Raw genomic sequence first — 26,641 nt, 5'->3', positions numbered from 1 at the left:
AGGCTTACTCCTGGCTGATGCCGTAGCGGTCCATGCGCCGGTACAGCGCCTGCCGGCTCAGCCCCAGCTCGGCGGCGGCCTGGGCGATGACGCCCTGCGCGCGCGCCAGCGCCTGCTCGATCCGGGCGCGATCCGGCTCGCCGGCGGTCGGCGCGGCCGGGCGCGCTGCGGCCGCGCGCGGCAGGTTCAGATCGCCGGCTTCGATGCGCGCACCTTGCGCGAGCAGGGACGCACGTTGCAGCACGTTGCGCAGCTCGCGCACGTTGCCGGGCCAGGCGTGCCGTTGCAAGGCATCGCGTGCCTGCGTGGACAAGGGTTTTTCGCCGGCCAGGAAGTGCTCGGCCAACGGGCCGATATCGCCAGGGCGCTCGGCCAGGGCCGGCAACGCGATTTCCACCGTGTTGAGGCGGTAGTACAGATCTTCGCGGAAGCTGCCATCGCGAATCATCGCCGGCAGATCGGCGTTGGTGGCGCTGATCACCCGCACCTTGGCATGACGTTCGCGGTTGGAGCCCAGGCGCTCGTAACGGCCGGTCTCCAGCACGCGCAGCAGCTTCATCTGCCCGGCCAGCGGCAGGTTGCCGATTTCGTCCAGAAACAGCGTGCCGCCATCGGCGGCTTCGAACTTGCCCTCGCGCGCCTTGTTGGCGCCGGTGTATGCGCCGGCCTCGGCGCCGAACAGCTCCGCTTCGATCAGTTCGCCAGGCAACGCGCCGCAATTGAGCGCAATGAAGGGGCCATGCTTGGCAGGCGAGTTTGCCTGGATGATCTCGGCGATCTTCTCCTTGCCGCTGCCGTTGGGGCCGGTGATCAGCACCGGCAGGTCCGAGCGTGCGACCTGGCAGGCGAGCGCGATTGCGCGTTCGCTGGCCGGGTCGGCGAACACCGCCCCGCGCAGATCGTAACGCTGGGTCAGCTGCTCACGGCCCCGCCGCTCGCGCGCGCGCCGACGTTCCAGCTCGCGGCGCGCTTCGGACAGCTCCAGCAGGTTGTTGACCGTGGTCAGCAGCTTGGTGTCGTCCCAGGGCTTGGCGATGTAGTCGGCTGCCCCGGCCTTGACCAGGCCCACCGCGCTGCCCAGGTGGGTCCAGGCGGTGAGCAGGATCACCGGCAGGTCCGGGTGGCGCTGACGGATCTGGGTGAACAGCGCTTCGCCTTCCTCGCCGGAGGTGGTGTCGGCGGTGAAGTTCATGTCCTGGATCACCAGGTCGAACACCTGCTCGTCCAGCAGCGCCAACCCGGCCTGCGGCGAATGCGCGTGCCGCGCCTCGATGTCGTGCAAGGAAAACAGCACCTCCAGCGCGGTGGCGACGGCGGTGTTGTCGTCGATGATCAGGATCTGCGGCATCGGGAACCTTGTTGGAGTGCGAGGGCGAACGGACGGACGAGGTAGACAGATCGCATCATCGCAGCAGCAGGCAGGATTGTCGTGCCGGCATCCGGCAGGCCGGGCGCCTCATGCACTGCGTGTCGCAATCGCCGGGGCCACTGCCGCAGCGCGTCGTGCAGGCCACAGCACCGCAAGCTGGCCGAGCAGCAGCACGGTCACCGCACCGGCGGGTAAGTAAAGTGGCGGCAGGGGCACCGCGTCGTAGCGGAGCATCAGCCATTGGTTGAGCAGCACTGCCAGCAGCATGCCCAGGGCGCTGCCGCTGCCGACGATCAGCAGGTTTTCCGCCTGGAAGTAACGCAGGATATCGCCACGGGTTGCACCAATGGCGCGACGGATGCCGATCTGTCGCGTCCGCTGCTGGACCCAGAAACTGGCCAGTCCTCCGATGCCCAGGGCGGTGACAAACAGCAGGCCCGTGGTCGCCGCGAGCAACAGGCCGATCATCGTCGTATCGCGTTGGAAATAGCGTGCGCGTATCTGTGCAAAACTGCGTTGCTTGTCGCCCGGGATCATCCGCAACGGGCCGGATCCGGCCAGCACGTCGGCCACCTGCGCCAGCACGCGACCGCGGTCCTCCGGCGCGCTGCGCAATAGATAGTGCGTCTGATTGCCGGTGGGGAGTTGCGGCGACAAGGCCACCAGATGATCAAGCTCGGGCTTGCGCAGCCTTGGCCGCAGCAGGTCCTCCACCACGCCGACGACGGTGCTTTGGCTGTCCCATCCGTACAGCGTTTTGCCAACGGCCAGCTGATCTGGCCAGAGTTGCTGCGCCAGCGAGCGGGTGACGATGATCACGCCCGGCGTGGCGCCGGAATACTCATCCGGTCGAAAATCGCGGCCGGCGATCAGGCGTGCGCCCATGGCCTGCACGAAGCCGGGCGAGCCGGTGTAGTAGCTGGCGTCGACGCAGCCGGCAGCGCCGCTGGATCGCAGTGCGATTGCGCGCTCCAGTGCGCGTTGATCGGCACAGATGCCGCTGTCGTCGGCGCCACCCGACAACGGCAGCGTCGCTCCGATTGCGGTGGCTGCCGTGACCCCGGAAATGCCGCGCAGCGCGATCAGGTCCGCCTGCCATTGCGCTGGCGCATCGGCCTTGGCGTGCAGGCCGCGAACGGTGACCAGCGATACTTCGTCTTCGGGCAAGCCGGTCGCCGTGCGCAGTCTGCCGATCCGGTCGCCGATCAGGAATACCGCATTGGTGACGAATGCACAGGTCAGCGCCACCTGCAGGGCCAACAGCCCGGCGGTGAGGCGGTGGTGCCGCAAGCTGGAAAGAATCGGGCGAAGTGGCAGGCGCATCTCAGAGGTCCTTGACCTCCAGGGCCGGGTTGATGCGGCTGGCCCGCCAGGCCGGCAGCAGTCCTGCAAGCAGTGCGGCGACGATGGCAAGCGCCACGGTGGTCAGCAGCATTGGCGCATCCAGGTGCGCCAACGCGGCATAGTCGTCGGGCCGCTGGCGCACGCTCCAGAGCCCCACTTCGGCGATCGCGGTTCCCAGCAGGCCGCCCACGACGCCGATCAGCGCCGCTTCGGTGCCAAACTGCAGCATCACGTGGCCGCGGCGCGCGCCAAGTGCGCGGCGCACGCCAATCTCGCCACGGCGGCGCAGGAATTTCGCCAGCAACAGCGCAATCACGTTGATCAGGCAGATCCACAGAAACCCCAAGGCCAGCAGCGTCTGCAGGCGTAGGTCATTGGGCACCATCTGCAGGTGTTTCAGCCAGTCCATCAGCGAATACAGTCGGGCCGTCTGCGGTGGCCGCTGAAAGCGCCCGCTGGCGTGTTGGGTCGCAGCATAGTCGTAGAGAAAACGCTCGTATGCGGCCACCTGTTGCGGGGTATCCAGTTGCACCCAGAACTGCAGCCAGCTGGTGGATGGATTCTGGAGTTGTTTGACGCCGCTGTCGCTGCGCGTTTCCCAACTGCTGATGCTGGTGCCGGCGTCCAGTTCAAGCTCCACCGCGGTCGAGAGCGGCAGAAAGAAATCGTCCTGGTCGCCAAAGGCGCCTTTGCGGCTTGGGTCGGCATAAAAGAGCGGTTGCGGATTCCATTTGGCAACGACGCCAATAACGCGAAGACCGATGCGCTGCTCGCCGACGGCGACGGTCTGGCCGATTGGATCGCGTGAACCGAACAAGGTGTTTGCAAGCTGCTGGCTCAACACGATCACGCGCGCGTGGTTCTGGTCGTCCTGCCCGCTCCAGCCGCGCCCACGTTGCAGCGGGATGCCGAACAGCGCAAAGAACCCTGCAGTGGCGTAGCGGCCGTTGAGGTCGAGTGGGGCTGTGGCGGCCTGCACCGGCCAGATCAGCGTTTGCCCGCTCGCCATTGCCGCTTGATGGACGGCCGGCCCTGCACGTAGCAGGGCCATCGCATCTGGCCAGGTCAGATTGTCCGACGGGTCGCCCCATTCCCGCGTGCGTGGAAGGTCCAGGGGCAGCGGATCCAGATGTGGGGTGTAGAGCAGCTGACTTCTGCCTGGCAACGGATCGCGCGACATGACATGCAGGACCGTCAGCATGGTCATGCTCGCACCGATGCCCAGACCGATTGCCAGTACCACCAGGGTGCTGGCGATCGGGGTGCGCAACAGGCTGCGCCAGGCCAGTTGCAGGCAGTAACGCAACATCACCGGACGTCTTTGCGGGGTTCGATCGGCATCTGTGTCACCTCACGCGCTGCGCGTTGCCACTGCCGGCGGCACCAGCGCGGCGCGCCGGGCTGGCCAGAACACGGCGATCTGGCCCAGCGCCCAGAGCAATAGCGCGCCGATCGGCAGATACAGCACCGGCAGGCGTGGCAGCTCGTAGCGGTCCATCAGCCAGATATTGATGGAGTACGCCAGCAACATGCCGAGCACGATGCCGACCGAGGCCAGCAGGAAGTTTTCGATCTGGAAATAGCGCAGGATCTGCCCGCGTGTAGCGCCCAGTGCGCGACGGATGCCGATCTGCTTGGTGCGTTGCTGCACCCAGAAGCTGGCCAGGCCGACGATGCCCAGTGCGGTGACGATCAGTAGCGCGATGCAGACCGCGCCAAGTAGCCACACCATTGCGCGATCATTCTCGAAATATTCCGTCCGAATGTCGCTGTACGTCTCTTGTTTCAGGACCAGCCGGCTATTGTCTAATTTCATCAGCGCAGCGACGGCAGATTGCAGCACTTCTGCCCGCCGCGTTGGGTCGGTGACACGAATAATGTACTGGCCTGCGGTGTAGTCGATGCGCAGTGGCAGCAACATCGAGTAATTGCTTTGATCAACACCGCCGGCGCTGTTGTTGGTGGGGCGTGCCAGTGTCTGCACGATGCCGATGATGTGGAGTGCGGTATCGCCTGCATAGACTGTCTTTCCCAATGCATTTTGCGAGGGGAATAGCTTGTCGGCCATGCGCTGGGTGATGATCACTGACAGGCCTTTTTGGTCGATGGACCTGTCGTTATTGGCCTGTGCCATATCGATGAATTCGCTTGCGGTGAAATCACGCCCCGCCACCAGTTGCAGGCCAAGCGTGCCGAGGGTGCCTTCGCTGGCCATGTATTGCGCAGCGCTAAGTGTCTGGCGCTCTTGTTCACGCGTCAGAGAGATGCTGCTGTTCCATGAGTAATGCACAAAGGGAATCTGGTTGATGACGATCGCGCTGCGGACACCTGGCAGGCTGCGCAGTGCAGCCAGGTCTTCGCGTGTGCGCGCTTCTGCATTGACCTGGGTGCCGATGCCTCCCAATTGGATGCTGACCAGTTCCGATTCGGCGATGCCGCTGGGTTGCTGCAGCGTCTCGATGCGGTTGCCGATCAAGAACATGGCATTGCAGATGATGGCGCAGGCGAGTGCGATCTCGAGCACGATCAATGCTGCTGCGGTCTTGTGACGGCGCAGGGTGGAAATGATGGGGCGGATGTCCATGGGCGGTACCTTCGGATAAGAGGCCGTGCCCGCCGCCGGGCGGCGGGCCTGGAGGTCAGGACGCTTTGAGCTGTAGCGCGGGCGCAACCTGGATGGCACGCCAGGAGGGCAGCAAGCCGGCCAGCAGGCTGGCAACGAGCGCCAATGCGAAGGTGAGCAACAACATCTTCGGATCCAGGTGCGCAAGCTTGGCGTAGTCGACAGGTTGTTGGCGCACGACCCACAACCCCAACCATGCCAGCCCAAGCCCTGCCATGCCGCCTGCAAGTCCGATGGTTCCGGCTTCGACCAGGCATTGCGCAAAGATGGCACCGCGTGAGGCACCCAGGGCGCGACGCACGCCGATCTCTCCACTGCGGCGCAGGAACTTGGCGAGTAGCAACCCTACGGTATTGAGCAGGCACACCAGCAGGAAGCCCATCGCCAGCCACAGCTGCAGTCGGACGTCGCTCGGGACCACTTCCTTGTAGTCCAGCCACTCCATCACGTTGCGCAGGCGGGTATTGTTCGGACGTTCAAAGCGCCCTGCAGCGCGCTGCTGATCGGAGTAGTTATCCAGGTAGGCTTTGTAGTCGCTGGCCTGCGCTGGGCTGTCAAGCTCCACCCAGTACTGCATCCATGTGCAGGACGCGTTGAGCGCTGTCTGATCGCTGTTGTCGTTTTTACCGTAGCAATTCATACCGCCGTAATGGTCCATCTTCAGATCCATTGCGACGGAGAATGGCAGATACACTTGCTCGCTCGAGCCGTAGCTGTTGGTGACATCATAGAAACGTGGGTTGACTTTCCAGTCATTGAGAACACCGACGATACGAAAGGTGTTCTTGTCCATGCGCAGGTCGCGGCCGATACTATTGCTGCCGTCGAACAGTTTGTCGTTGAGTTCCTTGGTGATCACCGCAACGCGTTCGTGGCCCGCGTCGCTACCGGCCGACCAGCCTTGGCCATACAGGAAAGGTGTTTCGAACATCGGGAAGAAATCTGCCGACGTAAAGCGCACTTCCGATTTGAAGGCAGTCATACCGTTCTTGTCGGGCTCGATCGCCACTCTTCCACCGGTCATCAGCGCTTGCCGTTTTGCACGTTTTTCGCGCAGCAGCGTTTCGGCATCGAAGCGAGTGACCTGGTCGCCAGGCTCTTCTCCCGGCTGGTAGCCTGCCTTGGGGTATGGATCCACCAAGGCGCTGAACAACCGATCGCTCTTTTGCGGAATCGGATCGCCCGACAGCACATAGAACACCGTCAAGGTGGTCATGCTGGCGCCGATGCCCAGCGCGATCGCAAGCACCATCAGTGCGGTCAGTATCTTGTTGCGGCGGAAGCTGCGTAACGCCAGATTGAAGTAGTAGCCGAACATGGGATGTGCCTCTTATTCGGCCAGGGTGGGGGCGCTGTGGCGCGCGCGCATCAGGGCGGGGTTGCGTTCCAGATCGGTGGCCTGGCCGTCGACGATGTGCACGTTGCGCTGCGCGCGTGCGGCCAGTTCCGGGTCGTGGGTGACCATTACGATGGTGGTGCCCTGGCTGTTGATCTCTTCCAGCAATTCCATCACCCCGCGTGCCATCTGCGAGTCGAGGTTGCCGGTGGGCTCGTCGGCCAGCAGCAGGCGCGGGCTGCCGGCCAATGCGCGGGCGATGGCGGCACGTTGCTGCTGGCCGCCCGACAGTTCGGTGGGGTAGTGCTTCAGGCGCGAGCCCAGGCCGACCTTGGTCAAGGCCTCTTCGATGCGCTGCTTGCGCTCGGCCGCAGCCATGCCGCGATAACGCAGCGGCACATCGACGTTGTCGAACAGGTTGAGGTCGGGAATCAGGTTGAAGCCCTGGAAGATGAAACCGATCTTGCGGTTGCGCAGGCGCGAACGCGCATCGTCGGACAGATGGCTGACGTCCTCGCCGTCGAGCAGGTACTGCCCGCTGGTGAAGGTCTCCAGCAGCCCGGCCAGGTTGAGGAAGGTGGTCTTGCCCGAGCCCGAAGGGCCGGTGACGGCGACGAATTCGCCTTCGCGCACATGCAGGTCCAGCGAACGCAGTGCATGCGTTTCCACCTGTTCGGTGCGGAAGACCTTGGAGACCGATTGCATCTTGAGCATTGCCGATTCCTTTGCAAGAGAGGTAGGTGCGAACGAGATTTAGAGTGGTGATCGCAACGTGGCGCGCGGTCGTCAGGCGTGTGTAAGGCTGCGTAGTGGCCGCTTTCTAGTGGACGGTGACGCGTGGCGCATCGCCGAAGTTGTCTGCACCGGAGACCACCACGCGGTCGCCGACCTGCAGCCCGGACAGCACCTGCACCTCGCCCAGGCTGCTGACACCCATGCGCACCGGTCGGCGCAACGCGGTGTTGCCATCCATCACGTAGGCGTAGCTGCCGCCGGATTGTTCGACGAACGGGCCGCGCTCGACCTTGAGCACGTTGCGGCGCGTGTCCATCACCACCCGTGCGCTCATGCGCTGGCTCTGGCGCAGGCCCGGCGGCTGCTTGTCGGCAAAGCGGATGCGCGCGGTGACTTCGCCGTTGACCACTTCCGGCGACACCGCCGAGATGGCGCCGGGGAACGGTTCGCCGCTGCCGCTGGTGAGCTGCGCCGGCATGCCGATGGCCAGGTCGCGCGCAAAACTTTCCGGCACCTTGATCTCGACTTCGAACTTGGACAGATCCACCACGCCCAGGATCGGCGCGTTCGCCGCGACCTGGGTGTGCTGCACCGCCTGCACCTGGCCGACCTGGCCATCGAACGGCGACAGCAGCGTGAGCGCATCGACCTGGCGCTGCACCTCGGCCACCACCGCGCGCTGGCGGTCGGCGAGCAGGCGCTTGTTGCGCGAATCCAGGTCTGCCCCCTGGCTCTTCAGCGACGCATCCCGCTCGGCGTGCTGCAGGTCGATGTCGGTCTTCTTCAAGGTGTCCTGCGCCTTGGCCAGTTCCACCTGCGGCACCGCGCCGCCATCGTAGCCGCGTTGATAGCGCTCCAGGTCGCGTGCGGCAGCCTGCTTGTCGATCTTGGCCTGGTCGGTGAGCTTGCTGGCGTTGGCGCGGGCCAGCGTGGCGTCCAGCCCGGCGCGGCTGGATTCGGCTTCCAGGCCTGCCAGCGTGGCCTGCTCCTGGGCCAGCTTGCTGCGCAGTTCCGGGCTGTCGATGCGCGCCAGCTCCTGGCCCTGCTTGACCACGTCGCCGGCCACCACGCTCAGCGTCACCGTGCCGGCCGAGATGGCGTACAGCACCGGGCTGTTGGCGGCGATGACGCGGCCATCGGCAGCGATGTCGCGCACCAGGTCACCCTGGCTGACGGTGGCGATCCGCACCCGGCTGGCATCGAACGAACGGCTGCCGGCGCTCCACGCGGTGACCGCCCAGCCAATGCCGGTCAGTACCGCGACCACGGCGACGCCGGGCCATAGCCAACGGCGCCAGGGCGCGTGCCGGGCGGGTGTACGGAGAACCTGGTCCTGGGCGGAGGTATCGCGAATCATGGTCGGCTGGCTCGGTGGCGTCACTGCGATAAAGCAGGACGTGTGCCAATCTTCAAGTGATTGAAAGCAATCATCTTTATGGGCTGGCGAGCGGTGTCCGCAGTGTCCGCGGACACCGCTGCGGACAGGTTGTCCGGGCATGGTCATGCAGCGGACAAGAGCGGACACGCTAAAATGCGCGGCTTCGTCCTCAAGGGTTGTCCTATGTGCGGCATTGTCGGAGCGATCGCCGGGCGCGACGTGGTCCCGGTCCTGATCGAGGGACTCAAGCGTCTGGAGTACCGCGGCTACGATTCCTCCGGCATCGCCGTGCTCGATGGCGACCAGGTGCGCCGCGTACGCCGCACCGGGCGCGTGGCGGAGATGGCGCAGGCGGCGCAGGCCGAGCAGTTCGGCGCGACGCTGGGCATCGGCCACACCCGCTGGGCCACCCATGGCGGCGTCACCGAGGCCAACGCGCACCCGCACATCAGTGCGGGCGTGGCACTGGTGCACAACGGCATCATCGAAAACCACGAGCAGCAGCGCGAGAAGCTGCGCGCGCTCGGCTACACCTTCGAGTCGCAGACCGATACCGAGGTCATCGCGCATCTGATCCATCACCATCTGGGCAGTGCAGGCAACCTGTTGACCGCGCTGCAACGCACCGTCAAGGAACTCACCGGTGCCTATGCGCTGGCGGTGATGAGCCAGGCCGAGCCGGAGCGCTTCGTCTGCGCGCGCATGGGTTGCCCGTTGCTGATCGGGGTGGGCGAGGGCGAGAACTTCGTCGCCTCCGATGTCTCGGCCATCGTGCAGGCCACCCGCCAGGTGATCTTCCTGGAAGAGGGCGACACCGCCGAGTTGCGCCGCGATGGCGTGCGCATTTTCGATGGCAACGACGCGCCGGTCGAGCGCCCGCTGCATCTGTCGGATGTGTCGCTGGCATCGCTGGAACTGGGCCCGTTCCGCCATTTCATGCAGAAGGAAATCCACGAGCAACCGCGTGCGCTGGCCGATACCATCGAAGCGGCGATCGATGCCAAGGGCTTCCCTGCGTCCCTGTTCGGCCCGACTGCCGAAGCGGTGTTGCGCGACATCGAAGGCGTGCAGATCCTGGCCTGCGGCACCAGCTATTACGCCGGCATGACCGCGCGCTACTGGATCGAGGCGATCGCCGGGCTGCCGTGCAGCGTGGAGATCGCCAGCGAGTACCGCTATCGCGCCGCCTACGCCAACCCGAAACATCTGATCGTCACCATCTCACAATCCGGCGAAACGCTGGACACGATGGAGGCGCTGAAATACGCCAAATCGCTGGGGCATCTGCACACGCTGTCGATCTGCAACGTGCCCGAAAGCGCCATCCCGCGCGCCAGCGAGCTGGTCTGCTACACGCGTGCCGGTGCCGAGATCGGCGTCGCCTCGACCAAGGCATTCACCACCCAGCTGGCGGTGCTGTTCCAGCTGACCATGGTGCTGGGCAAATTGCAGGGGCGCATCGGCGAAGCCGAAGAGGCGGACTATCTGGAGCAGCTGCGCTTTCTGCCCGGCAGCGTGCAGCACGCGCTGAATCTGGAGCCGCAGATCATGGCCTGGGCCGAGCGTTTCTCGGTCAAGGAAAACGCACTGTTTCTCGGCCGCGGCCTGCATTACCCGATCGCGCTGGAAGGCGCGCTCAAGCTCAAGGAAATCTCCTATATCCACGCCGAAGCGTATCCGGCCGGCGAGTTGAAGCACGGCCCGCTGGCGCTGGTGGACGCGGCGATGCCGGTGGTGGTGATCGCGCCCAACGATCGCCTGCTGGAGAAGGTCAAATCCAACATGCAGGAGGTGCGTGCACGCGGCGGCGAGCTGTTCGTGTTCGCCGACCAGGACAGCCACTTCAGCGAATCCGAAGGCGTGCACGTGATCCGCACCCCGCGCCATGCCGGCGTGCTGTCGCCGGTGATCCACACCATCCCGGTGCAGCTGCTGGCGTATCATACCGCACTGGCGCGCGGCACCGATGTGGACAAGCCGCGCAACCTGGCCAAGTCGGTGACGGTGGAGTAGGTAGGCGCAGCTGATCGAAGAGCTGCGCTCGGTGCAACGCGAGCGCAGTCGCCGCCAGCTATGGCAACTACCCGCGTACATGGCGGTTCTCCACCGCACCTGCAGACGACTGCCCGCCGCGTCTGGCCAGCCTCCCCTTGGTTGCGCCCTGGCATCGGGTGACGGTGCGGCGGCATGCGTCGCCATGACCCACAGGTTGAGGGGTCATCGGGTCGTGCCACCGGGTTCAGGGCGCGATCGATGCGGAAGTGATGAAGATTGGCAGACGACCGGTCCGGCTGCCAACGCGATGGCCCAGGTTATGCATACGCTTGTTGCGAGGGTCCCATCACGCAGGAGGACGTATGCACGAGTCTTTCAAACAGGGCGCGCCGGCGGAGTTGTGGCAGGCGTTGGTACGTGAGGCCGGGCAGCGGATCGCACACCCGCTGGACGAATCGCGCGAGCACTATCTGGTGTTCGTGCTGCTGCGCCTGCAGCGCGATGCGCAGCTGGTCTCGCGCACCCAGGCGCTGGCCTGGCTACACGCGCAGGACCAGATCGGCAGTCTGCGGGCGGATGCATTGCGCGACATCGGAGATCAATGCCTGCTGATTGCAGGCCTGTTTCCCGGGATCGCGCAGCGCCGCCGGCTCAGCGTCGACTACTTCATCGAACTGGGCCGCGGCGCATATTTCGAAGTGGCCGACACCCGCTACAGCGATGCAGGCCTGTTTGCACAGTTGGCCGGGACCTACCGCGAACTGGTCCGCACGCTTGCCGCACTGCGCCCGCCGCGCCAGTGGCAGCGCAGTCACGGCGGACTGCTGCATGCGTAGCTAAGCGCCACTTCCGGGGCGGTCCCGACAGATGTGGGGACCGCCCCGACTGCCAAGTGCGCACGATGCGCTCACACTCAGCCCGCAACTGAGCGTTCTAGCCGACTGCGGACCGTTGTCTGATGGACCGAAGCACTGTGCGGTTGATCGCTGTCCGCGCGATCTGACAGTGCCATGTCGCATTGCGTGGGGGACACGCAATGCGACGCTGTTTCCAGGGGAAGGAATCCATGAAAGCGTTTATTGCGGTGGCGGCCTCGGTGCTGAGCGCCGCCGCAATGGCTGGCGATGTCCCGCCCGGCGTCGTGGCGCACGATGGCACCCGCATCTGGGTGCATGGCGCGCGGACACAATGCGTAGGCGGTGGTTTCCGCTGGCGCAGCCTGTTCGCGCGCGGCGTTTGGTGGCAAGTGCCGGTAGCGTAATGCTTGAAATCGTCGGTGCCCGGGAACTCCGGGCACCTTGCCATGCGGTGTTATGCGTTACGCCAGCGGCGCATTGGAAATGATCTCCACCCAGTAGCCGTCCGGGTCCTTGATGAAGGCCAGGTGCTTCATGCGGCCGTCCTCCAGGCGTTTCTGGTACGGCACGTTGAGGCTGTCGAAACGCACGCAGGCGGCGTGGATGTCCGGTACCGAGATGCAGATATGGCCGAAGCCGCGTGGGTCGCTGTTGCCGTCGTGGTAGACCGGGCCGTCCTGGGTTTCGGTGCCGTGGTTGTGGGTGAGTTCGAGCACGCCGGGGATGCCGGCCATCCACAGCCGACGCGCGGCATCGTCGTCGGGGATCGCGGTGCCGTCGGGCAGCAGGGCCAGGAAGTACAGGCTGAACTGCGCATCGGCAAAATGGCGCGCATCCAGCAGGCGGAAGCCCAGCACGCGCGTGTAGAAATCCAGCGAACGCTGCGCATCCTTGATGCGCAGCATGGTGTGGTTGAACACGAAACCGGCGGTGTCGGCAGGTGCGGCGCTGGCGCCGGGGACGTGTTGCAGGTCGGTCAAGGGCATTGTGGTCTCCTCGGTGGAATGTGGTGGCAGGTCGGGCTGCGCTGGGTACCGATGGTAGCGGGGCAGGGGTTGTCGGTATGTCTGCAGGGTGCGCATCGGTGATCTGGCGTCGCGCTCTGATCGATCGCGCGCGACAGCACGACTTGCGCTGGTCAAGCGCGTGGCATGGGCCTGCATTGGAATCCCAATGGCCAGGCCCATGCGCACACCGGCTGTCTCAGAACCAGATGCGCACGCCGGCGACGAACCGGCTGTCGCGTGCAGGCTCATCGTCGATCGCAGCGCGGCGGGCGGTGTCGCCGAAGCTGCGGCTGTGCACCCAGCCGATATAGGGCGCGAAGCAGCGGGTGATTTCGTAGCGCAGCCGCAGGCCGACCTCGACCTGCTCCAGGCCGCTGTCGACGCCGCGCCGGTCATCATCGGTGAGGGCGATGCTGGCTTCCACACGCGGTTGCAGGATCAGCCGGTTGGTGAGCAGCACCTCGTACTCGCCCTCCAGCCGCAAGGCGGCGCGGCTGCCACTGCCGACGTAGAGCGTGGCTTCGGTCTCGAACTTGTAGGGTGCCAGTCCCTGCACGCCGAAGGCGGCCCAGCTGCGATGCTCGCCCGCCCCGAGGTCCTGGCGTGCACCGACCAGCAGATCCCACCATGGCGAGATGGCGTGGCCATAGAACGCCTCCACCGATGCGGCCTGCGTGCGCCCGTCCTGCCGCTCGCCTTCGCTGCGCAACCAGAGCCGGTCGATATCGCCACCGATCCAGGCGCGTGCTTCCCAGTCCTGGCCACTGCCGCGCGTGGTGTCGAAGGCTTCCAGCCGATCGAGCAGTACGTAGTGATTGATGCCTGGCGCGTGCATCGCATGGTGCTGCAGGGGTGCGAATGCCGCAGCGATTTCCTCGGCCGTGGGCTCGGGGATCGGCATGCGTGGCACTGCGCTGGCGGTGGGTGATGCCGGTGTTTGCGTGGTTGCTTCGGGATGCGGCGCGTGTTCCATCGCGGTGTGATCCATCGCCCCGTGCTGCGCCTGTCCGTGTTGCATCGACGCATGCTCCATGGAAGCGTGATCCATCGACGCGTGCTCCATCGCGTCGTGGTCGCTGTCTACCTGTGATTGCAGGGTGGGGTCCGGGTGTGGATTGGCAGAGGGCTGGTGTGCGGCATGCTGGACATCGGCGTGCTGCATGCCGGCGTGGTGCGTCGATGTCGGCGCTGCCGAAACGTCGGCGTGTACCGCGCGTTGCGCAGGCGTGCCGTCAGCAGCGTTTGTCGATGCCGATGCCGATGTGGTGCTGGAGTGCTGCGCGTGGTGCAGATGCGCATGATCCATCTGCATCGCATCTGCGCTCACCTGCGCGGATGACGGCGATGTCGCTGTTGCGATGGACGTCTGCGGCTGGGACGCCGTCGCCTGCTCAGCCATCTGCATTGCATGCGCGTCATCGGCATGCGCGGATGACGCCATCGCTGCATGCTGATGCTCCTGTGCAGCAGCCGATGCGCTCAGCAGTAGCGCGAGCAGCGCCACGTGTTGCGTATGCAGTGCGCTCATGCCTCCACCCGCACTTCGCGCATCATGCCCGCTTCCATGTGGTACAGCAGATGGCAATGGTAGGCCCAGCGGCCCAGCGCATCGGCGCGCACGCGATAGCTGCGGCGCGTGCCGGGCGGCATGTCGATGGTGTGCTTGCGCACCTGGAAGTTGCCGTCGGCGTCTTCCAGATCGCTCCACATGCCGTGCAGGTGGATGGGGTGCTGCATCATGGTGTCGTTGACCAGCACGATGCGCAGCCGCTCGCCGTACTGCAGCCGCAAGGGCTCTGCCGAGGCGAAGGCGATGCCGTCGAACGACCAGGCGAATTTCTCCATATGCCCGGTCAGATGCAGTTCGATCTCGCGCCCGGGCTCGCGTCCGTCCGGATCCTCGAACAGGCTGTGCAGGTCGGCGTAGCACAGCACCCGGCGGCCGTTGTCGCGCAGGCCAACGCCAGGGTCGTCCAGGCGCGGTACGGTGGCATTGCTGCGCATGTCGATCAAGGGATTGCCATCTTCGCTGGCAGGGTGGTGCGGTGTCTTGCTTTGCGCATCGCCGCTTGCATGCCCGTGCATCTGCGCGGTCGGCATCGGCATCGCCATCGCGTGCGCTGCATGCGGGTCGCTGTGCGTCGTGTCGGCATCGTGCATGGCGTGACCTGCATGCGCCATGCCATCGCCGTGCCCCATGTCCTGCATGGTGAGGATCGCGCGCGGATCCAGCGCCGGTATCGGCGCCTGCAATCCCTGCCGCACCGCCAGCGTGCCGCAGGCGAAACCGGTGCGGCCCATGTCCTGCGCGAACAAGGTAAACGCATCCTGGCCGATGGGTTCGACCAGCACGTCGAAGGTTTCGGCGGCGGCGATGCGCAGCTCGTCAACGCTGACCGGATGCACGTACTGGCCGTCGGCGGCCACCACGGTCATGCGCAGGCCGGGGATGCGGATGTCGAAGTAGGTCATCGACGAGCCGTTGATGAAACGCAGCAGCACCTTCTCGCCGGGGGTGAACAGTCCGGTCCAGTTGCCTGCCGGGGCGACGCCATTGAGCAGGTAGGTATAGGTGTTGGCGTTGACGTCGGACAGGTCGGTCGGGGTCATGCGCATGCGCCCCCACATGCCGCGATCGGCCAGTGTCGCGCGCAGGCCTTCTTCGCGCGCATCGCGCAGGAAATCGCCCACCGTGCGCAGCGCGAAGTTATCGTGGCTGGGCATCTGCTTGAGCCGCCGGAACAGCGCGGCCGGGTCCAGGTCGGTCCAGTCCGAGAGCAGCACCACATGCTCGCGGTCGTGCCGATACGGCGGCGGCGCCAGCGGGTCGATGACGATGGCGCCATACAAGCCAGCCTGCTCCTGGAACATCGAATGGCTGTGATACCAGTAAGTGCCGGACTGGCGCAGCGCGAAGCGGTAGTGATACTCCTGGCCCGGCGCGATGCCGTCGAAACTCATCCCCGGCACGCCATCCATGTTGGCCGGCAGCAACAGGCCGTGCCAGTGCACCGAGGCGGGTTGGTCGGCCAGCGCATTGCGCACGCGCACGCTGACCGTGTCGCCCTCGCGCCAGCGCAGCGTGGGCGCCGGCAGGCTCTGGTTGACGGTGATGGCGCTGCGCGTGCGCCCGGTGAGGTTGACCGGCATGCGGCCGATCTGCAGCGATTGGTTGCTGCCACGCAACTCGGGCGTCGCCGGGGGGGCGGCACGTGCAGCGCCGCGCCACAGCCCGCCGGTGGCGGCGATGCCGCCCAGGGCAAGGCCTTGCACGAAGCGGCGTCGGCTCAGGCCCCCATTGGAGGGTGGATCGAAAGAAGTTGGATCGAACGACATGACATCTCCACTGCGGCCCACCCACGAAGGCGGGCGCATGCATCGCTGGGAAACCCGCGCAACACGCGGGCGGGACCGAGGACGGCCAAGGCCGTCAGCGCTCAGGCGATGGGAGGTCGAACCGGTTGCTCGGGCACCGGGCTGCCGCGTCCTTCGGCCAGGGTGGCAGGCAGGGTGGGGCGGCCAGGCAGGCCGGCGGGCACCGCAGGCAGGGTCAGCAGGGCGAGGCTGCAGTGCTGCAGGCAATCGCAGCTGCCCAGCTTGCAGCAATCGGCCGCGTGCGCGTGCCTGGCCTGGTCCGGGGTATGCGCCGCAACGGGTGGCTGCGTGTCCTCATGGCACGGCAACGCGGCCGGCATCGCCGCGTGCGCCATCGCTGCGGCCGACGCCGTCCCGGCCGAGGCCATGGCCGGCAGCGCCATGCCCACCGACGCCCAGGCGCCGGTGGCCGTATTGGCAACCAGGCACAGGCACAGCAGCAGGCGGAGCAGGCAACGCAGCACGGGCAGTCAGGGCGGCGGACAGATGCGGCCAGCATAGCACCGGCGCCCAGCTGTCCGCCCGATGACCCGCCCGCCGTGGCCACGCGCCAGGCAGCGGTAGAATTGGCGCTTCCTTCGCCGCACAGTCCTGCCATGTCGCAGCGCCAGTGGGTGGCCGCCGCCATCCAGAAGATCGAGGCCGATTTCAACCGTTCGGCCGACACCCACCTGATTCCGATGGACCTGCCGGGCTTTCCGGGCATCGACCTGTATTTCAAGGACGAGTCCAGCCACCCGACCGGCAGCCTCAAGCACCGGCTGGCGCGCTCGCTGTTTTTGTATGCGCTGACCAACGGCTGGCTGCGTGCGGGACGGCCGGTGATCGAGGCGTCCAGCGGCTCGACCGCCATTTCCGAGGCCTATTTCGCGCGGCTGCTGGGTGTGCCCTTCATCGCGGTGATGCCGGCGTCGACCTCGCCGGAAAAGATCGCCGCGATCCAGTTCCAGGGCGGCCGCTGCCACCTGGTCGAGCGTGCCTGCGATCTGGACAGTGCCTCGCACCAGCTCGCACGCGAGACCGGCGGCCATTTCATGGACCAGTTCACCTACGCCGAGCGCGCCACCGACTGGCGCGCCAACAACAACATCGCCGAATCGATCTTCAAGCAGCTGGCCGAGGAGCCGCATCCGATTCCCGACTGGATCGTCTGCAGCCCCGGCACCGGCGGCACCAGCGCCACGCTGGGCCGCTATGTGCGCTATCGGCGCCATGCCACCCGCATCCTGTGCGCCGACCCGGAAGTGTCGGTGTTCTTCGACGGTTATTGCCGCGCGGTGGACGGGCAGTGCCCCAAGGAGCTGGCCATCACCGGCGGCTCGCGCATCGAAGGCATCGGCCGCCCGCGGGTGGAGTCCAGCTTCATCGCCAGCTGCGTGGACATGATGATCAAGGTGCCCGACGCCCTGAGCCTGGCGGCGATGCGCCATGTCAGCGCCACGCTCGGCCGCCGCGTCGGTGGTTCCACCGGCACCAACTTCGTCGGCGTGCTGCAGGCCGCCCAGTGCATGCGCCAGGCCGGCCGCAGCGGCTCCATCGTCACCATCCTGTGCGATGCCGGCGAGCGCTATGCGCACAGCTATTACGACCCGGCCTGGTACGCGGCGCGCGACATCGACGTCACCGACAGCGATGCGGCCATTGCCATCGCCGTCAATGGCGGCGACTTGCCGGCGCTGCCTTGTGCAGCGCTGGAATGACCGCCATATCCTGCACGCCGCTGGCAAAACCGTTGCGTATCGCAACCTCTGCCAGCACCTCATCCTGATTCCTGATCCAGTCCACTGCCGGAGCGCCCCATGACCAACCCGCTGCTCGACCTGTCCGGACTGCCGTCCTTCGATGCGATCCGCCCCGAGCACGTGGGCCCGGCGATCGATCAACTGCTGGCCGACGCCGAGGCCGCAGTGAAAGCGGCCGAGCAGGTCAGCCCGGTCAGCTGGGACAGCTTCGTGGTGCCGCTGGACGATGCCACCGAGCGGCTGTGGCGCGCCTGGGGCCAGGTCGGCCATCTGCAGGCGGTGGTCAACACGCCGGAGCTGCGCGAGGCCTACAACAGCAACCTGCCCAAGCTCAGCCGCTTCGGCAGTGCGCTGGCGCAGAACCTGGCGCTGTACGCGCAGTACAAGGCGCTGGCCGACGCGCCGGAAGCGGCGCACTACGACGCCGCACGGCGCAAGGTGCTGGAAAACGCGCTGCGCGATTTCCGCCTCGGCGGTGCCGAGCTGGATGACGCGTCCAAGGCCCGGTTTGCGCAGGTCCAGGAAGAACTGTCCGCGCTGGCCGCCAAGTTTTCGCAGAACGTGCTCGATGCCACCGATGCATGGTCGTACGTGAGCGAAGACGAAAGCGAGCTGTCCGGCCTGCCCGCCGAAGTGATCGCCGCGGCACGCGCCGCTGCCGAAAAGGACGGCGTGCCGGGCTGGAAGCTCACCTTGCAGATGCCGTGCTACCTGCCGGTGCAGACCGATGCGGACAATCGCGAACTGCGCGCGCGGCTGTATCGCGCCAACGCCGAGCGCGCCTCCGAGTTCGGCGATGCGGCGCTGGACAACAGCGCCACTATCGATCGTATTCTGGCCCTGCGCGCCGAGCTGGCGCAGCTGCTCGGGTTTGCCAGTTACGCGGAGTATTCGGTCGCCACCAAGATGGCGCAAAGCCCGGACGAAGTGATGGGCTTCCTGCGCGATCTGGCGGTGCGCGCCAAGCCGTATGCGCAACGCGATCGCGCCGAACTCGAAGCCTTCGCACGCGATGCGCTGGGCCTGGACGAACTGCAGGCCTGGGATCTGGCCTACGCCAGCGAAAAACTCAAGCAGGCGCGCTACAGCTTCTCCGAGCAGGAGGTGAAGCAGTACTTCACCGAGCCGAAGGTGCTGGCCGGCCTGTTCGATGTGATCCACAGCCTGTATGGCCTGACCGTCAAGCTCGATCGTGCGCCGGTCTGGCATGAGGACGTGCGCTTCTATCGCCTGGAAGATGCGCAGGGCGCGCTGGTCGGCCAGTTCTATCTGGACCTGCACGCGCGCGAAGGCAAGCGGGGCGGCGCGTGGATGGACGATTGCCGCAACCGCCGCGACACCGCCAATGGCGTGCAGACGCCGCTGGTGTATCTGGTGTGCAACTTCGGCCGCGGCAGTGGCGATGCCCCGGCCACGTTCCGGCATGGCGAAGTCACCACGCTCTTCCATGAAATGGGCCACGGCCTGCATCAGTTGCTCACGCGCATCGGCGAACTGGGCGTGGCCGGCATCAACGGCGTGGAATGGGACGCGGTGGAACTGCCCAGCCAGTTCATGGAGAACTTCTGCTGGGAATGGGAGCGCGTGCAGGCGATGACCGCGCACGTGCAGACCGGCGAGCCGCTGCCGCGCAACCTGTTCGATCGGCTGCTGGCCGCGCGTAATTTCCAGAGCGGCATGTTCACCGTGCGCCAGTTGGAGTTCGCGTTGTTCGACATGCAGCTGCACAGCAGCTTCGACCCGACCCAGGACAACGTGCTGCAGCTGATCGAGCGCGTGCGCGACGAGGTGGCGGTCAACCGCCCGCCGGCATGGAATCGCTTCCCGCACCAGTTCAGCCACATCTTCGCTGGCGGATACGCGGCCGGTTACTACAGCTACAAGTGGGCCGAAGTGCTCAGCGCCGATGCCTACGCCGCCTTCGAGGAAGCGCCCGAGCAAGTGGCCGACACCGGCGCGCGTTTTCGCCATGAAGTGTTGTCGCGTGGCGGCAGCCGCAGCGCGGCCGACAACTTCCGCGCCTTCCGTGGGCGCGCGCCGAGCATCGATGCGCTGTTGCGGCATAACGGCATGGCCGGCTGAGCCGGGATTGGGGGATCGGGAGCGGGGAGTGCCAAGAGCGCGCGCTCGGCACACCGCCCCCAATTCCCGGTTCCGCGCGGCGCCTTGCGCCGTGCCTCACACCCGGCCGAACACCAGCGCCGCGTTGGTGCCGCCGAAGCCGAAGCTGTTGGACATCACCGTATTCAACGTGGCGTCCCGGGTCTGCCGCAGGATCGGGAAGCCTTCGGCGCGCGGGTCAAGTTCGTCGATATGCGCCGAGCCGGCCATGAAGCCGTCACGCAGCATCAGCAGGCTGTAGATCGCCTCGTGCACGCTGGCCGCGCCCAGCGAGTGGCCGGACAGTGCCTTGGTCGAGGACAGCGGCGGCACGTTGTCGCCGAACACCTCGCGCACCGCGCCCAGTTCGGTGACATCGCCCAGTGGCGTGGAGGTGCCGTGGGTGTTGAGGTAGTCGATCGGCTGCGTCAGGCCGTGCATGGCCATGTGCATGCAGCGCACCGCACCTTCGCCGCTGGGCGCGACCATGTCGGCGCCATCGGAGGTCACGCCATAACCGAGCAATTCGGCATGGATGTGCGCGCCGCGCGCGATGGCGTGGTCGTAGTCCTCCAGCACCAGCATGCCACCGCCGCTGCCGATGACGAAGCCATCGCGCTGCGCATCGTAGGGGCGCGAGGCCACCGCCGGGCGGTCGTTGAAGCCGGTGGACAACGCGCCCATCGCATCGAACATCACGCTCATGGTCCAGTGCAGTTCTTCGCCGCCGCCGGCGAACATCACATCCTGCGCGCCATGCCGGATCAGATCGGCCGCCGCACCAATGCAATGCGCCGAGGTCGCGCAGGCGGCCGACAGCGAATAGCTCAGGCCGCGGATCTTGAACGCGGTTGCCAACGAGGCGGAGACCGACGAGCACATCGTGCGCGGCACCATGTACGGGCCGACCTTGCGCACCCCACGGTTGCGCAGCAGATCGGCGGTTTCCACCTGCCACTGGCTGGACCCGCCGCCGGAGCCGGCAATCAGGCCGGTGCGCAGGGCGCTGACCTGCTCGGCATCCAGTCCGGCATCGGCGATCGCATCGCGCATGGCTAGATAGGCGTAGGCCGAGGCATCGCCCATGAAGCGTTTGAGCTTGCGGTCGATCAGGCTGTCCAGGTCCAGCGCCACCGCGCCGCCCACCTGGCTGCGCAGGCCGGCCTCGGCATGATCGGGCAATGCGGTGATGCCCGAGCGGCTCTCGCGCAAGGCGCTGGAGACGGTGTCCAGATCATTGCCCAGACAGGACGTGATGCCCATTCCGGTGACGACGACACGACGCATCAGAAATTCTCCGTTGAGGTGAACATGCCCACGCGCAGATCGTTGGCCGTGTAGATTTCGCGCCCGTCCACCAGCATGCGTGCATCGCTCTGCGCCATCACCAGCTTGCGGTTGATCACGCGGCTGACATCGATTTCGTAACTGACCAGTTTGGCGCTGGGCAACACCTGGCCGGTGAACTTGACCTCGCCGCAGCCCAGCGCGCGGCCGCGGCCTGCGGCGCCGATCCAGGTGAGGAAGAAGCCGGTCAGCTGCCACATCGCGTCCAGGCCCAGGCAGCCGGGCATCACCGGGTCGTCGATGAAATGGCAGCCGAAGAACCACAGGTCCGGGCGCACGTCGAGTTCGGCGCGGATCACGCCCTTGCCGTGCGTGCCGCCGCTGTCGCTGATCTCGGTGATGCGGTCGAACATCAGCATCGGATCGTTGGGCAGGCGGGCACTGTCGGGCCCGAACAATTCCCCGCGCGCGCTGGCCAGCAGCTGGTCGCGCGAGTACGCACTTTGACGAGTCATGACGAACGTTTCCTGCAAGAAGCGAAAGGCGAGGCGGGCAAGGGTGCATGAGGGCGCGCGGTTCAATCAAACGTTTTATCCGTACGCATGCGTGCTGTTTTCAGCCGCGCGCGCAGTGCGGCAACTGCGTTGTGCCGACACTAGCGAGCGCAGGCGACGGCCTTCGGCCAAGCGCGGTCAGGCGTGCGTACTCGGGGCAGGATGCTGGGAAAAAGACGCAGCGGCGCGTCCTGCCGACGCTTGCGTCCGTTCGCGCCCGGGCTGCCTGACCCGGCGCAAGGCGTGAGACGCGGCTGATTTATCATTGCCGGTACGCTTTCGGAGAGATGCCAGCTTGATGCGCAAGATCGTGCACGTGGACATGGATGCGTTCTACGCGTCCGTGGAGCAACGTGACGACCCATCGCTGCGCGGCAAGCCGGTGGTGGTGGCCTGGCGCGGTGCGCGCTCGGTGGTGTGCGCGGCCTCGTACGAAGCGCGCACCTATGGCATTCGTTCGGCCATGCCGGCGCTGCGTGCCGAACGCCTGTGTCCGGATGCGGTGTTCGTGCCGCCGGATTTCGCGCGCTACAAGGCGGTGTCGCGGCAGGTGCGCGAGATCTTTCATCGCCACACCGATCTGGTCGAGCCACTGTCCCTGGACGAGGCCTATCTGGACGTCACGCAGGCCAAGACCGGCATGCAGCTGGCCACCGAAATCGCGCAGCTGATCCGCACCCAGATCCGCGAGGAAACCCGGCTTACCGCATCGGCCGGCATCGCACCGAACAAGTTCCTGGCCAAGATCGCCTCGGACTGGCGCAAGCCCGATGGGCAGTTCGTCATCGCGCCCAGTCGCGTGGATGCGTTCCTGCTGCCGCTGCCGGTCAACCGCATTCCCGGCGTGGGCAAGGTGATGGATGGCAAGCTGGCGGCGTTGGGCATCGTCACCGTGGCCGATCTGCGGCTGCGCCCCCTGGAAGAACTGCAGGCCCATTTCGGCAGCTTCGGGCAGAGCCTGTACCGGCGCGCGCGCGGCATCGACGAACGCCCGGTCGAGCCGGATCAGGAGGTGCAGTCGGTGTCTTCGGAAGATACCTTCAGCGAGGACATCGCGCTGGAGGCACTGGATCCGCACATCCTGCGCCTGGCCGAGAAGACCTGGCTGGCCACGCGCCGCACCGAGCGTATCGGGCGCACCGTGGTGCTCAAGTTGAAGACCTCCAACTTTCGCATCCTGACCCGCTCGTACACGCCAGATCAGCCACCGGCCTCGCTGGAGGCATTGGCGGAGATCGCGCTGGCGCTGACCCGGCGCGTGGAGTTGCCCGACGACACACGCTATCGCCTGGTCGGTGTGGGCTTGAGTGGTTTCAGCGACGCAGAAGCGGGCGCGGTACAAGGCGAGTTGTTCGGCGAGATGCCGCAGGCACAGTGAGTGCGCGTGCCGTACCCGCGTTGCTGCGGGCGTGGCGTGCAGCGTGCAGCGATGACGGCAACCACGCGCGCCTGCGCACCTGCATCGGCGCCTGCATCGAACATCTGAGGCGCGCCACGGTGACGCGCCCTGAATCCCGTCGCTCGTACACTGCAGGCCGCTCCCCCAACGAGACTGTGCGCATGTTTCCGTATCCGCTGGTGATCTTCGACCTGGATGGCACGCTGGTGGACAGCGCACCCAATATCGCCGAAGCGCTCAATGCCACCTTGCAGGAACTCGGGCTGCAGCAGTTCAGCGAGGCGACGATCCGCAGCTGGATCGGTGAAGGAGTGCACGTGCTGCTCGCCACCGCCTTGCGCGAAGCCGGCGGCACGCACGATGCCGATACCGAGATGCCGGTGATGATGCGTCACTACCAGGCCAGCCTGCTGCACAACCCGCAGCTGTATCCCGGTGTTGCCGAGGCATTGGTTGGCCTGCGCCAGGCCGGTGCCACGCTGGCGTTATGCACCAACAAGCCCGCGCGCTTCATCGCGCCGCTGCTGGAGCATCTTGGCATCGCTGCGCATTTCAGCAGCGTGCTCGGTGGCGATTCGCTGCCGCAGCGCAAACCCGATGCGGCGCCGCTGCTGCACCTGGCCAGCCAGTTCCGGCTCACCCCGCAGCAGTGCCTGATGGTCGGCGATTCGGCCACCGATGCGGCGGCGGCAAACGCCGCGGCGATGCCGCTGGCGATGGTGCGTTACGGCTATCTGCGCGGCTTCGATGTGCACAGCGCCGGGGCGGTGGCGATCATGGATGACATGCGCGAGCTGCTTGCCTTGAAGCAGAACGCGCAAGGGGATCGGCACCGGGTGTAGACAGCGTCCAGCATGGCTTGCAGCAGCAATGCCGCGCTCGGCTTGCCGCCCTGGATCAACGTCGCAGGCCTGAGACCGGCAGCGTAAGCCAGCCGGCATGCGCACCTGTCTGCAATGGTGCGCGACGCCTTGCGACAAAGCGCTGCTCTGGTTCCGCCAGTGCCGCATGCCGCTCCGCTAGCGCGTTCGTTCCATTTGAGAATGAATCGCATCCGTGTAGAATGTGCGGACAATTTTGACTGCGTCCAGCGCCTGGCAAGCACATCATGCGCCTGCTGCACGCAGCCCCCCACGTATCACCTCAAGCCGTCGCCAGAGGTCCATCGCCTGTCGAGAGGTTTGAGAATGTCCGCATCACGCCGGTCATGGATGTCTGCGTCTGCACGTCGTCCCGTGTTGTCCCACCGTCAGCTGGTGCTGGCCATTGCGCTTGGCTGTGGCAGCGGCATCTGCAGCGCATCGGCCGAAGACGCCGCGGCCGAGCCGCAGTCGCTGGACACCGTGCACGTCACCGCCGCGCAGATCGCCCGCCAGGCCCTGGGGTCATCGGTCATCACCGCCGAGGACATCGAACGGCGTCCGCCGGTCAACGATCTGTCGCAGTTGCTGCGCACCATGCCGGGCGTCAACCTCACCGGCAACAGTGCCTCCGGCCAGTACGGCAACAATCGCCAGATCGATCTACGCGGCATGGGCCCGGAAAACACGCTGATTCTGGTCGATGGCAAACCGGTGGGGTCGCGCGATGCGGTGCGCATGGGCCGCAGCGGCGAGCGCAATACGCGCGGCGAAACCAACTGGGTACCGGCCGAAGCGGTGGAGCGTATCGAAGTGCTGCGCGGCCCGGCGGCGGCACGTTATGGCTCCGGTGCCTCCGGCGGCGTGGTCAACATCATCACCAAGAAGCCCACCGGCGATCTGACCGGCTCGATGAGCATGTTCGGCCTGGTGCCGCAGCACAGTGCCGAAGGCGGCGGCCAGCGTGCCGGCTTCCAGCTCAGCGGACCGCTGAGCGATACGTTCTCCTTCCGCCTGTATGGAAACCTCAACAAGACCGATCCGGATTCGCTGGAGCTCAATCGCCGCTTTGCCAGCAGTGCCGCCGCGGTGCCGCCGGCCGGGCGCGAGGGCGTGCGCAACAAGGACATCAACGGCCTGCTGCGCTGGGATCCGATGGAAGGCCAGGTGATCGAACTCGATGCCGGCTTCAGCCGCCAGGGCAATCTGTACGCCGGTGATCGTGCGGTCAGCGCCGATGGCCTGGCTGGTGCCGATCTGGGCGCACTGTTCGGCAGCGAAACCAACACCATGATCCGCCGCACCGCCTCGCTGACCCATCGCGGCACCTGGGCGCTCGGTACCTCGCGCCTCACCGCCGCCTATGAAGGCACCGACAATACCCGCCTCAACGAAGGCCTGGCCGGCGGGCCGGAAGGCTCCATTGCCGCCAGCCTGCTCAACTCCACCGCCACCCTCGACAATCTCAACATCGACGGCGAGTTCAACATGCCGCTGCAGGCCTGGGCCGAGCAGGTGCTGACGCTGGGTTTCGAGCGCCGCCAGAGCCGCCTCAGCGATGCGTATTCGATGTCGCAGATGGTGAGTGCCGGTGGTGGTTTCCCCGGCCTTCCCGACGGGACGCGCAGCCCGCGCAGCGAGGCCACGCTCAGCGCGGTGTATCTGGAAGACAACATCTACGCCAGCGAGCGGCTGACGCTGACGCCGGGTGTGCGGCTGGATCACCACAGCCAGTTCGGCAACAACCTCAGCCCCAGCCTCAACGTGCAGTACAAGCTCAGCGAAGACTGGTTGCTCAAGGGCGGCATCGCGCGCGCCTTCAAGGCGCCCAACCTGTACCAGTCCAACGCCAATTATCTGTATTACACGCGCGGCAATGGCTGCCCGGTGCTGTTCCCCAATCTCGGCTCGGGCTGTTATATCCAGGGCAACGATGATCTCGATCCGGAGACCAGCATCAACAAGGAAATCGGCGTCGAGTGGGCGCCGCAGACCGGTCACCATGCCTCGCTGACGTACTTCCACAATGCCTACGACGACAAGATCGTCGCCGGGATGGTGCCGGTCGGGGTCACGGTCGACCGGCGCGGGCAGGTGTTCCAGTGGACCAATGCGTCGGAAGCGATCGTGCAGGGGGTGGAAGGCAATCTCACCCTGCCGCTGCTGGGCGAGCAGGGCCGCGTGTTGAAGTGGAATACCAATGTCACCTACATGATCGAGAACAAGAACACCGCCACCGATCAGCCGCTGTCGGTGATCCCGGAATACACGGTCAACACCACGCTGGATTGGCAACCGACCCAGGCCTTGTCGCTGCTGCTCACAGGGACCTTCTACGGCAAGCAGGAGTCGGCCACGCAATCGAGCACCAGCGGCGGTGCCATCGCCCCCGACTCGCGCGACCCCTACGACCTGTGGGGCGTCAGCGCGCGTTACCGGATCACCCGCAAGGTCAGCGTGGGCGTCGGTGTGGACAACCTGTTCGACACCCGTCTGTTCCGCGAAGGCACCAACAACACCGGCGGCGCGGCGGGGGCGGCCACCTACAACGAGCCCGGTCGCGCGTATTGGGCGAGCCTGAGTTTTGGTTTCTGACAGCAATACGGCAGCGCGCGCGAACGTGGGCGCACGACGAGGAGAACATGCAGTGACGCGACATGATTCCTGGTGGTTTGCCTGT

21 protein-coding genes are annotated in these 26,641 nt (G+C 66.1%); 8 read left to right on the top strand and 13 right to left on the bottom strand.

Going from position 1 to position 26,641, the window contains the following annotated elements; all coding sequences use genetic code 11:
• Positions 1-4 precede the first annotated feature (4 nt).
• The 7 genes from H7A87_RS16810 to H7A87_RS16780 all read right to left on the bottom strand — a co-directional run bounded on the left by H7A87_RS16810 (position 5) and on the right by H7A87_RS16780 (position 8,764).
• Entirely contained in the window at positions 5-1,348 is a 1,344-nt protein-coding gene (locus H7A87_RS16810; RefSeq protein ID WP_119128295.1) for a sigma-54 dependent transcriptional regulator, read from the bottom strand.
• Positions 1,349-1,456: 108 nt separating this feature from the next.
• Positions 1,457-2,692 carry an FtsX-like permease family protein gene (locus tag H7A87_RS16805; RefSeq protein ID WP_119128296.1) on the bottom strand — a complete coding sequence of 412 codons (1,236 nt, stop codon included), beginning with the start codon at positions 2,690-2,692 and terminating at the stop codon, positions 1,457-1,459.
• Between the two features lies 1 nt (position 2,693).
• Positions 2,694-4,022, bottom strand: a complete 1,329-nt coding sequence (locus H7A87_RS16800) for an ABC transporter permease (RefSeq protein ID WP_119128297.1) — start codon at positions 4,020-4,022, stop codon at positions 2,694-2,696.
• 42 nt (positions 4,023-4,064) lie between these two features.
• Positions 4,065-5,297 carry an FtsX-like permease family protein gene (locus H7A87_RS16795; RefSeq protein ID WP_119128298.1) on the bottom strand — a complete coding sequence of 411 codons (1,233 nt, stop codon included), beginning with the start codon at positions 5,295-5,297 and terminating at the stop codon, positions 4,065-4,067.
• A 55-nt stretch (positions 5,298-5,352) separates the two neighbouring features.
• Positions 5,353-6,654 carry an ABC transporter permease gene (locus H7A87_RS16790; RefSeq protein WP_119128299.1) on the bottom strand — a complete coding sequence of 434 codons (1,302 nt, stop codon included), beginning with the start codon at positions 6,652-6,654 and terminating at the stop codon, positions 5,353-5,355.
• 12 nt (positions 6,655-6,666) lie between these two features.
• Complete coding sequence (locus tag H7A87_RS16785; protein WP_104583259.1) at positions 6,667-7,386, bottom strand: ABC transporter ATP-binding protein; 720 nt, start codon at positions 7,384-7,386, stop codon at positions 6,667-6,669.
• Between the two features lie 106 nt (positions 7,387-7,492).
• Positions 7,493-8,764, bottom strand: coding sequence for an efflux RND transporter periplasmic adaptor subunit (locus H7A87_RS16780; RefSeq protein ID WP_119128300.1), 1,272 nt, complete (start codon positions 8,762-8,764; stop codon positions 7,493-7,495).
• Positions 8,765-8,968: 204 nt separating this feature from the next.
• On the opposite strand from H7A87_RS16780, the gene glmS reads away from it, so the two are divergent.
• From glmS to H7A87_RS20875, 3 genes are all read left to right on the top strand, one after another.
• Entirely contained in the window at positions 8,969-10,798 is a 1,830-nt protein-coding gene (gene glmS / locus H7A87_RS16775; protein WP_104583261.1) for a glutamine--fructose-6-phosphate transaminase (isomerizing), read from the top strand.
• 344 nt (positions 10,799-11,142) lie between these two features.
• Positions 11,143-11,616 (top strand): hypothetical protein, encoded by a 474-nt coding sequence (locus tag H7A87_RS16770; RefSeq protein ID WP_104583262.1) that lies wholly within the window; start codon positions 11,143-11,145, stop codon positions 11,614-11,616.
• 230 nt (positions 11,617-11,846) lie between these two features.
• Positions 11,847-12,041, top strand: coding sequence for a hypothetical protein (locus H7A87_RS20875; protein ID WP_119128301.1), 195 nt, complete (start codon positions 11,847-11,849; stop codon positions 12,039-12,041).
• A gap of 57 nt (positions 12,042-12,098) precedes the next feature.
• Here H7A87_RS20875 and gloA read toward each other — a convergent pair whose 3' ends face one another.
• The 4 genes from gloA to H7A87_RS16750 form a co-directional block, all read right to left on the bottom strand.
• The gene (gene gloA / locus H7A87_RS16765) at positions 12,099-12,623 is read right to left on the bottom strand and encodes a lactoylglutathione lyase (protein ID WP_119128302.1); all 525 of its coding nucleotides are present in this window, start codon (positions 12,621-12,623) and stop codon (positions 12,099-12,101) included.
• A gap of 217 nt (positions 12,624-12,840) precedes the next feature.
• Positions 12,841-14,172: a copper resistance protein B gene (locus H7A87_RS16760; protein WP_232087870.1), complete on the bottom strand. Its 1,332-nt coding sequence runs from the start codon at positions 14,170-14,172 to the stop codon at positions 12,841-12,843.
• Positions 14,169-16,001 (bottom strand): copper resistance system multicopper oxidase, encoded by a 1,833-nt coding sequence (locus tag H7A87_RS16755; RefSeq protein ID WP_180497043.1) that lies wholly within the window; start codon positions 15,999-16,001, stop codon positions 14,169-14,171. Before H7A87_RS16755 ends, H7A87_RS16760 begins: the two co-directional genes overlap by 4 nt.
• 80 nt (positions 16,002-16,081) lie before the next feature.
• Positions 16,082-16,483: a CopL family metal-binding regulatory protein gene (locus H7A87_RS16750; RefSeq protein WP_104649370.1), complete on the bottom strand. Its 402-nt coding sequence runs from the start codon at positions 16,481-16,483 to the stop codon at positions 16,082-16,084.
• Positions 16,484-16,615: 132 nt separating this feature from the next.
• On the opposite strand from H7A87_RS16750, the gene H7A87_RS16745 reads away from it, so the two are divergent.
• Positions 16,616-17,719 carry a PLP-dependent cysteine synthase family protein gene (locus H7A87_RS16745; protein WP_119128304.1) on the top strand — a complete coding sequence of 368 codons (1,104 nt, stop codon included), beginning with the start codon at positions 16,616-16,618 and terminating at the stop codon, positions 17,717-17,719.
• Between the two features lie 99 nt (positions 17,720-17,818).
• A complete protein-coding gene (locus tag H7A87_RS16740; RefSeq protein WP_119128305.1) occupies positions 17,819-19,843 on the top strand; it encodes a M3 family metallopeptidase in 2,025 nt (674 codons plus the stop codon).
• A 96-nt stretch (positions 19,844-19,939) separates the two neighbouring features.
• Here H7A87_RS16740 and fabB read toward each other — a convergent pair whose 3' ends face one another.
• Both fabB and fabA read right to left on the bottom strand, forming a co-directional pair.
• Positions 19,940-21,148 (bottom strand): beta-ketoacyl-ACP synthase I, encoded by a 1,209-nt coding sequence (gene fabB, locus H7A87_RS16735; protein ID WP_119128306.1) that lies wholly within the window; start codon positions 21,146-21,148, stop codon positions 19,940-19,942.
• Positions 21,148-21,663, bottom strand: a complete 516-nt coding sequence (gene fabA, locus H7A87_RS16730; RefSeq protein ID WP_119128358.1) for a 3-hydroxyacyl-[acyl-carrier-protein] dehydratase FabA — start codon at positions 21,661-21,663, stop codon at positions 21,148-21,150. Before fabA ends, fabB begins: the two co-directional genes overlap by 1 nt.
• Before the next feature lie 337 nt (positions 21,664-22,000).
• Between fabA and dinB the strand changes: the two genes are divergently transcribed.
• The 3 genes from dinB to H7A87_RS16715 all read left to right on the top strand — a co-directional run bounded on the left by dinB (position 22,001) and on the right by H7A87_RS16715 (position 26,556).
• A complete protein-coding gene (gene dinB, locus H7A87_RS16725; protein WP_104583272.1) occupies positions 22,001-23,080 on the top strand; it encodes a DNA polymerase IV in 1,080 nt (359 codons plus the stop codon).
• Between the two features lie 182 nt (positions 23,081-23,262).
• A complete protein-coding gene (locus H7A87_RS16720; RefSeq protein ID WP_119128359.1) occupies positions 23,263-23,943 on the top strand; it encodes a phosphoglycolate phosphatase in 681 nt (226 codons plus the stop codon).
• Between the two features lie 369 nt (positions 23,944-24,312).
• Positions 24,313-26,556 (top strand): TonB-dependent siderophore receptor, encoded by a 2,244-nt coding sequence (locus H7A87_RS16715; RefSeq protein WP_119128308.1) that lies wholly within the window; start codon positions 24,313-24,315, stop codon positions 26,554-26,556.
• Positions 26,557-26,641: the final 85 nt, after the last annotated feature.

Origin of the sequence: Xanthomonas sp. CPBF 426, assembly GCF_903989465.1 — a bacterium.
Lineage (GTDB): Bacteria > Pseudomonadota > Gammaproteobacteria > Xanthomonadales > Xanthomonadaceae > Xanthomonas > Xanthomonas euroxanthea.
Note: the sequence above shows the minus strand (reverse complement) of the source record. Positions and strands in the feature narration are given on the sequence as shown.

Excerpts from the sequence above, each read along its gene's own strand:
- fabA (WP_119128358.1), bottom strand. The coding sequence starts at position 21,663 with ATGACTCGTCAAAGTGCGTACTCGCGCGACCAGCTGCTGGCCAGCGCG.
- H7A87_RS20875 (WP_119128301.1), top strand. The coding sequence starts at position 11,847 with ATGAAAGCGTTTATTGCGGTGGCGGCCTCGGTGCTGAGCGCCGCCGCA.
- H7A87_RS16790 (WP_119128299.1), bottom strand. The coding sequence starts at position 6,654 with ATGTTCGGCTACTACTTCAATCTGGCGTTACGCAGCTTCCGCCGCAAC.
- H7A87_RS16720 (WP_119128359.1), top strand. The coding sequence starts at position 23,263 with ATGTTTCCGTATCCGCTGGTGATCTTCGACCTGGATGGCACGCTGGTG.
- H7A87_RS16805 (WP_119128296.1), bottom strand. The coding sequence starts at position 2,692 with ATGCGCCTGCCACTTCGCCCGATTCTTTCCAGCTTGCGGCACCACCGC.
- H7A87_RS16740 (WP_119128305.1), top strand. The coding sequence starts at position 17,819 with ATGACCAACCCGCTGCTCGACCTGTCCGGACTGCCGTCCTTCGATGCG.
- H7A87_RS16800 (WP_119128297.1), bottom strand. The coding sequence starts at position 4,022 with ATGTTGCGTTACTGCCTGCAACTGGCCTGGCGCAGCCTGTTGCGCACC.
- H7A87_RS16795 (WP_119128298.1), bottom strand. The coding sequence starts at position 5,297 with ATGGACATCCGCCCCATCATTTCCACCCTGCGCCGTCACAAGACCGCA.
- glmS (WP_104583261.1), top strand. The coding sequence starts at position 8,969 with ATGTGCGGCATTGTCGGAGCGATCGCCGGGCGCGACGTGGTCCCGGTC.
- H7A87_RS16760 (WP_232087870.1), bottom strand. The coding sequence starts at position 14,172 with ATGAGCGCACTGCATACGCAACACGTGGCGCTGCTCGCGCTACTGCTG.
- H7A87_RS16770 (WP_104583262.1), top strand. The coding sequence starts at position 11,143 with ATGCACGAGTCTTTCAAACAGGGCGCGCCGGCGGAGTTGTGGCAGGCG.
- H7A87_RS16780 (WP_119128300.1), bottom strand. The coding sequence starts at position 8,764 with ATGATTCGCGATACCTCCGCCCAGGACCAGGTTCTCCGTACACCCGCC.
- H7A87_RS16745 (WP_119128304.1), top strand. The coding sequence starts at position 16,616 with ATGTCGCAGCGCCAGTGGGTGGCCGCCGCCATCCAGAAGATCGAGGCC.
- gloA (WP_119128302.1), bottom strand. The coding sequence starts at position 12,623 with ATGCCCTTGACCGACCTGCAACACGTCCCCGGCGCCAGCGCCGCACCT.
- H7A87_RS16715 (WP_119128308.1), top strand. The coding sequence starts at position 24,313 with ATGTCTGCGTCTGCACGTCGTCCCGTGTTGTCCCACCGTCAGCTGGTG.
- H7A87_RS16810 (WP_119128295.1), bottom strand. The coding sequence starts at position 1,348 with ATGCCGCAGATCCTGATCATCGACGACAACACCGCCGTCGCCACCGCG.
- H7A87_RS16785 (WP_104583259.1), bottom strand. The coding sequence starts at position 7,386 with ATGCTCAAGATGCAATCGGTCTCCAAGGTCTTCCGCACCGAACAGGTG.
- fabB (WP_119128306.1), bottom strand. The coding sequence starts at position 21,148 with ATGCGTCGTGTCGTCGTCACCGGAATGGGCATCACGTCCTGTCTGGGC.
- dinB (WP_104583272.1), top strand. The coding sequence starts at position 22,001 with ATGCGCAAGATCGTGCACGTGGACATGGATGCGTTCTACGCGTCCGTG.